We start from the raw sequence: 6,121 nt of genomic DNA, 5'->3' as shown, positions 1-6,121 counted from the left end.
CTAGATAGTAAACAACTAAAAGAATTACCATACCTAAATATGCTAAAATTTTAGTGTTTTTTTTAATATTTGTGTTTCCTTCGAAAAAAACATCTAAAGATAAGCTTAAAGGAATACCAATAGCTAATACCATAGCTACTCGGGAATACATTTCTATCGTCTCTTCTTGTTTAAAATCTAAATGATTGATAGAAATAAGGATTCCCACTACTAAAGCTGCAAATAATAAAGGTATAGGGAAACGCTTAAAGCTATAAGATAGTTTATTGGTTAAAGTCTTAAGTCGTGCAGTAATATTCATATTTATCGCCCCTTTTTTGTTTTAAATTTTTTCATATTAAATCGGTAAGTCTAAAATAATATTTATTATTCACTAAAAATAACATATCTCTGCATGAACCCTTCTGCTACTAACAAAATATTATCAGAATCTTTTTGGAAATAAAATCCTCTGCCTACTTGTTCTGATATATACCCTTTTGAGCCCATATAATTTAGGATATCATTATAGTCTTTACCTATGTATATTAATGGTTTATCTGAAATTTTTTCAATGTTGTCATCACTTAACTCTATCTTTATAATACCTTTCAATCCCACAAATGGATTAATTATTTTAGATGAGTAAGATATTGACCCTAAAAATAAAATAATTAAACTCAATATTATACATACAACAACTGACTTCTTTTTCATGAAAATCCCCTCCTTTACAACTATTAAACATGTTTTTGATATATAAAACTATGTTTAATTAACAAGTTGAAATTTTACCATATATTAATAACTTAGTATTAGATATACCTCTTATCTTTATATTATACTTCGATAAACTTAAAATCAATAATAATTAGAATTGTATTAATATCATAGGCACTTATAAAAACGCATAAAAAAGACTATCTAATCAAGATAGCCTTTTTTCTTAATATAAAATGAGTAAAAGCTCTAATTACATAAATCTATATACATTCTCCTATAGAATAACTGCAAAGATTATTTTACAATCTTTCTCGTATGAATTATCCCATCTATGATTTGTTCCTATTGGGACCTTTACACTATCACCTTCATTAAGTATAAATTTATCATCATCAAGATACAAATTTACTTGCCCTTTTAATACATAAGCAATCTCAACTCCTTTATGATGAATATGTTCATTACAAGAAGATGTATTAGGAGCTAAATTCATAATAGCAAATTCTAAATTATCTTTGTCTCCAGGCGCTAACATTTCATAAACAACATCACTACTTCCTGGTAATACCACTTTTTTTCTACTATTACCTCTGACTATTAATTCTTCCTTATTTACCTCGCAAGTAAAAAAAGTAAATAATGGAACATTAAGTGCACAAGCAATAGATTTTAGTGAGTTAACAGAAGGATTGGCTAGACCTCTTTCTATTTGACTAAGTAAAGATGATGTAACACCTGCCAATTTTGCTAAATCTTTTATACTTAAATCTTGTTTTTTTCTAATTTGCGCTATCTTTTCTCCTATATTTAAATCACTCATGTATTTTCTCCCTTAAGTTGAATTTTTTATTTTATATAATTAAATATTAATCTTCAAAATATCCTTGAGGATATAATGGGAATTTTGAAATAAGTTCTCTAGCTTCATTTTTACAAGCATCTAAATTATCTATATTTTCAGGATTTAAAGCAACTTTATTCATTATATCAGCAATCCTAACTATTTCTTTTTCTTTTAAACCTCTTTGTGAAACAGCAGTAAGACCAATACGTACCCCACTAGTAATAGATGGTTTTTCTGTATCAAAAGGTATCATATTTTTATTAACAGTTATACCTACGTATTCTAGAGCTTTTTCAAATTGCTGACCATTTAAATTTTTAGGTCTTAAATCAACAAGTACTATATGATTATCTGTACCACCACTTACTATACGAAATCCTCGTGATGTAAGTTCTTTTGCTAGTGTTTTAGCATTAATTAATACTTGTTTCATAATATTTTTAAACTCATCAGTTTTTAAATATCCCAATGAGAATGTCTTTGCAGCCATAGTGTTTAAATGCATTGATCCTAGTGTTCCAGGGAAAACTGATTTATCTATTTTCTTTGCATGTTCTTTTTTACATAATATAATTCCACTTCTAGGACCACAGAAAGTTTTTGTTGTAGATGATGAAACAAAGTCAGCATGTTCAACTGGACTTGGTATTAGATTAGTTGCTACTAATCCTGCAATATGAGCCATATCAACCATAAAGTATGCTCCAACATCTTTTGCTATTTTACTTATTCTTTCATAATCTATAAGCCTTGGGTATGAACTAGCTCCTGCAATTATAAGTTTTGGGTTATGTTCTCTTGCTTTTTTTTCTAAATCTACATAATCTATAAGCTCTGTATTTTTATCTACTCCATAAAATACATAATTATATATATCGTGAAGGAAATTAGCAGTAGATCCATGAGTTAGGTGACCACCTTGATCAAGTCTCATACTTAAAACAGTATCATTTGGTTTTAAAATTGCATTGTAAACACAATAGTTAGCAGTAGATCCAGAGTAAGGTTGAATGTTTACATGTTCTGCACCAAATACTTCTTTAGCACGCTTCCAAGCTAATATTTCGAGTCTATCTGCCTGTTGTGAACCTGCTTGGAATCTTTTACCTGGATAACCTTCTTCTGTTTTATTTGTAAATACACATCCACTTAGTTCAAGTACTTCTGTTGGTGCTGTACTTTCTGATGCTATCATTTCTATATTGTGTATTTGTCTATCTAGTTCATCTGCTACTATTTGATATACTTGTGGGTCTGATATTTTTGTTGCTTTTAACATAAATCTATTCCCCCCGAATTTTTATATTTACTGAAATGCTTATTTTAAAGATTTGAATTTATTGAGTATATTAAATGTTATTTAATTAATTAAGTGCATTTTAATTACATTGTAGTTAGCTGATATATTAATGTCAAGTATATTTTAATTAATTAAATGTAGTTTAATTTTTATATCTAACAAGGCATAAAGTTTATTGGTTAATAGAAAAAAAGTAGATTAATTCATTATTCATGAGACCAATCTACTTCTTTTTTATACTGTTTTTATATGATTAATCTTCAAATAATATATGTATACGCAAGATAATTGGTAACATATTTATGCTGTATTCCTTTTATACTAAATTTTTAAATCTTCTATAAACTCTAAAACTGCTTCTTTACTTGTAGCCCAAGAGGTTACAAGTCTAATAGATGAATTATTTTCATCTGTACTTGCCCATATATAAAATGAATATTTTTCTTGTAATTTTTTAATTACTCTATTGGGCAATATTGGGAAAATTTGATTAGAAGGTGAATCTACCAAATATTTATATCCTAATTCGCTTATTCCAGTTCTTAAAATATCAGCCATATCATTTGCATGTTGCCCTATTTCAAAGAATAAGTTATCTCTAAATAGCTCCATAAACTGTATTCCTAATAATCTCCCCTTAGCAAGTAAAGCTCCTCTTTGCTTTATATTATATCTAAAATCGTCTTTAAGATTATCATTACAAATTACAAGTGCTTCTCCCATAAAAGCTCCATTTTTAGTTCCTCCTATGTAAAATGCATCTGTAAGATTTGTAAAATCAGAGATATCTAAATCATTTTCCTTGCAACATAAAGCAGATCCTAGTCTAGCACCATCCATATATAATAATAAGTTATTTTCTCTACAAACTTGACTTAATTCTTCTAACTCGCTTTTTTTGTATATAGTTCCAATTTCTGTTGAGTTAGAAATATACACTAGCTTTGGTTTTACCATATGTTCATCAGTATGCTCTTTAAGAACAGATAGTACATGCTCTTTTCTTAATTTTCCATCTTCTACGTTTACTGAAATCACCTTATGACCAGTAGATTCTATTGCACCCGTTTCATGGACAAATATATGACCAGTATTTGCAGCTATAGATGCTTCATGTGGTCTTAAAAATGCAGCTATAGAAGTCAAGTTTGTTTGAGTACCACCTGGAATAAAATGAATGTCCACATTATCATTTTGTAACTTTTCTTTTATTAATTTTTTAGCTTCTATACAGTATTTATCTTCTCCATATCCTTCACTTTGTTCTAAATTTGTTTTTAACAAAGCTTCAAGTATTTGTGGATGAGCTCCTTCACTATAATCATTTTTTAAGCTATACATTTACTTTCCTCCATATTCGCTAATAATTATACTTTTTAATATTGTATTTAAACTAATGGTATCACTTGTAATATATTTATTTCTATAAATTTTTAATTTTTGCTAATTATATATTTATACTTAGCTTATTTAAATACATAAGTTTAAAAGTTCCTATAAAAAATGAATCAAATAAAAGAATAGTATATATATTATTTTAACGTGGTTTAAGTTAACAAAATAAAAAAACACTCATCTATTATCCTTAGAAAGAGTGTTTTCTTGTTTTAATTATCTGTTAATCTATCAATTATACTAACAAGGTTGGCTATTTCAGGTTTAGTTATTTGTTCATCTGCCCCAATTGAGTTACCTTTAATACGTATTTCTTCGCTTATTAAAGAAGAGAATAAAATTAGTGGAATATCTTTAAGGACGCTATCTTCTTTAACAAGCTTTGTTAATCGATGTCCGTCCATTAGCGGCATTTCAATATCTGATACTATACACGAAACATGCTTTTTAATTGGATCACCAGAAGTTTTTACTTCTTGTAAATAATCCCATGCTTCCTGACCATTATCTACCTTAACCGTATTTTTATAACCAGCTTTGTGTAAACATTCAATAATCATTTTCGAAAGTAACATTGAATCTTCTACAATTAAAATAGTTTTATCATTGGTTTTACGTTCGCCCAAATTTTCTATAGATTCAAATTGAATACTCGATTCAGGGCTTATTTCTGCAACAATTTTTTCAAAATCCAAAATGGTTATAAGCCTATCTTTATATTCTGCAATGCCTGTTGCAACTCCTTCTTCAGCTCCATAGATAACTCTATCTGGTTTTTTTATTGCTTCCCACGAAACTCGGTCAATACCAACGACTGTTTCCACATGAAAAGCAACGTTTAGCTTGTTAAAGTGGGTAACAATGAAAATATCCTTACCCGAATTCTTAGATTTAGGAAGATTTAAATATTTTCCTAAATCTATTACAGCAATAATTTCATTTCTCGGCTTAAATACACCTTCTACAACATCATGTGAATTAGGCATTTTTTTTACCGTTTCAGCTTTCATAATCTCACGAACTTTTGCTACATTTATACCAAACAATTCACCTGAAATAGTAAATTCCATAATTTCAAGTTCATTAGTTCCCGATTCCAAAAGTATTTTTGTCTGACTTGTACTTTCTGAAATTTCCATAATCGTCCTCCTATGTTACAAATCTTATAAATATTAAAATATCCTTACTTATTTATATATACGGACCATCTTGATAAATCTAGAGGATTCTTTTTAATTTAAGATTTAAAAATCAAAAAAATAATATAACTGAGCTAAACTTATTAATAATCTTTAGTAGCAGCATAAAAAATTATAAATAAGGAACTCAGTTATATTGTGATTATTTTAATTACAACTATGCAAAAATTTCAATCTATAAAATCTATATATTATAAATTTATACTTAGAATTCTTCACTATCAAATAGCATTTTGCTATCAAAGTATTTGCCTTGTTCATCTTTTAAGGTAAATTTACCAATAAGTTGTTTTAACATTTGAGCCTGACTTGATAACTCTTCACTTGCGGCAGCACTTTCTTCAGAAGTTGCTGAATTAGTCTGTACAACTCCAGATATTTGTTCCACACCAATATTTACTTGATTGATATGCTGTGCTTGTTCATTACTTGCATCTGCAATCTCTTGTATAACTTCTGCTGACTTTTGTGCACCATCAACAACTTCTTCAAGAGATTTTGCCGTTTCAGAAACTATTATAGTACCATTTTCTATTGCTCTAAGTGCTTTTTCAATTAACTCCGCTGTATCTTTTGCACTTTGTGCAGATTTTGCAGCAAGATTTCTAACTTCATCAGCAACAACGGCAAATCCTTTACCAGCATCTCCAGCACGTGCTGCTTCTACTGCTGCATTAAGTG

General features: G+C 28.5%; 7 protein-coding genes. All 7 read right to left on the bottom strand.

All coding sequences use genetic code 11. The features are described from left to right. Positions 1-301 (bottom strand): hypothetical protein (locus tag VLM92_RS08940; RefSeq protein ID WP_331681731.1); only part of this gene is annotated, 301 nt, incomplete at its 3' end. 65 nt (positions 302-366) lie between these two features. After that, positions 367-696 (bottom strand): hypothetical protein, encoded by a 330-nt coding sequence (locus VLM92_RS08935; RefSeq protein WP_325275995.1) that lies wholly within the window; start codon positions 694-696, stop codon positions 367-369. A 280-nt stretch (positions 697-976) separates the two neighbouring features. Beyond that, the gene (locus VLM92_RS08930) at positions 977-1,522 is read right to left on the bottom strand and encodes a cupin domain-containing protein (RefSeq protein ID WP_325275994.1); all 546 of its coding nucleotides are present in this window, start codon (positions 1,520-1,522) and stop codon (positions 977-979) included. 46 nt (positions 1,523-1,568) lie between these two features. After that, positions 1,569-2,825 carry a serine hydroxymethyltransferase gene (glyA, locus tag VLM92_RS08925; RefSeq protein ID WP_325275993.1) on the bottom strand — a complete coding sequence of 419 codons (1,257 nt, stop codon included), beginning with the start codon at positions 2,823-2,825 and terminating at the stop codon, positions 1,569-1,571. Positions 2,826-3,167: 342 nt separating this feature from the next. Next, positions 3,168-4,187 carry a threonine aldolase family protein gene (locus VLM92_RS08920; RefSeq protein ID WP_325275992.1) on the bottom strand — a complete coding sequence of 340 codons (1,020 nt, stop codon included), beginning with the start codon at positions 4,185-4,187 and terminating at the stop codon, positions 3,168-3,170. Positions 4,188-4,453: 266 nt separating this feature from the next. Continuing rightward, positions 4,454-5,380 (bottom strand): chemotaxis protein, encoded by a 927-nt coding sequence (locus VLM92_RS08915; RefSeq protein ID WP_325275991.1) that lies wholly within the window; start codon positions 5,378-5,380, stop codon positions 4,454-4,456. A gap of 265 nt (positions 5,381-5,645) precedes the next feature. Next, a partial coding sequence (locus tag VLM92_RS08910) for a methyl-accepting chemotaxis protein (protein ID WP_325275990.1) occupies positions 5,646-6,121 on the bottom strand: 476 nt, incomplete at its 5' end.

Source organism: Romboutsia sp., assembly GCF_035470145.1.
Taxonomy (GTDB): Bacteria; Bacillota; Clostridia; order Peptostreptococcales; family Peptostreptococcaceae; genus Romboutsia_D.
Note: the sequence above shows the minus strand (reverse complement) of the source record. Positions and strands in the feature narration are given on the sequence as shown.

Excerpts from the sequence above, each read along its gene's own strand:
- VLM92_RS08935 (WP_325275995.1), bottom strand. The coding sequence starts at position 696 with ATGAAAAAGAAGTCAGTTGTTGTATGTATAATATTGAGTTTAATTATT.
- VLM92_RS08930 (WP_325275994.1), bottom strand. The coding sequence starts at position 1,522 with ATGAGTGATTTAAATATAGGAGAAAAGATAGCGCAAATTAGAAAAAAA.
- glyA (WP_325275993.1), bottom strand. The coding sequence starts at position 2,825 with ATGTTAAAAGCAACAAAAATATCAGACCCACAAGTATATCAAATAGTA.
- VLM92_RS08920 (WP_325275992.1), bottom strand. The coding sequence starts at position 4,187 with ATGTATAGCTTAAAAAATGATTATAGTGAAGGAGCTCATCCACAAATA.
- VLM92_RS08915 (WP_325275991.1), bottom strand. The coding sequence starts at position 5,380 with ATGGAAATTTCAGAAAGTACAAGTCAGACAAAAATACTTTTGGAATCG.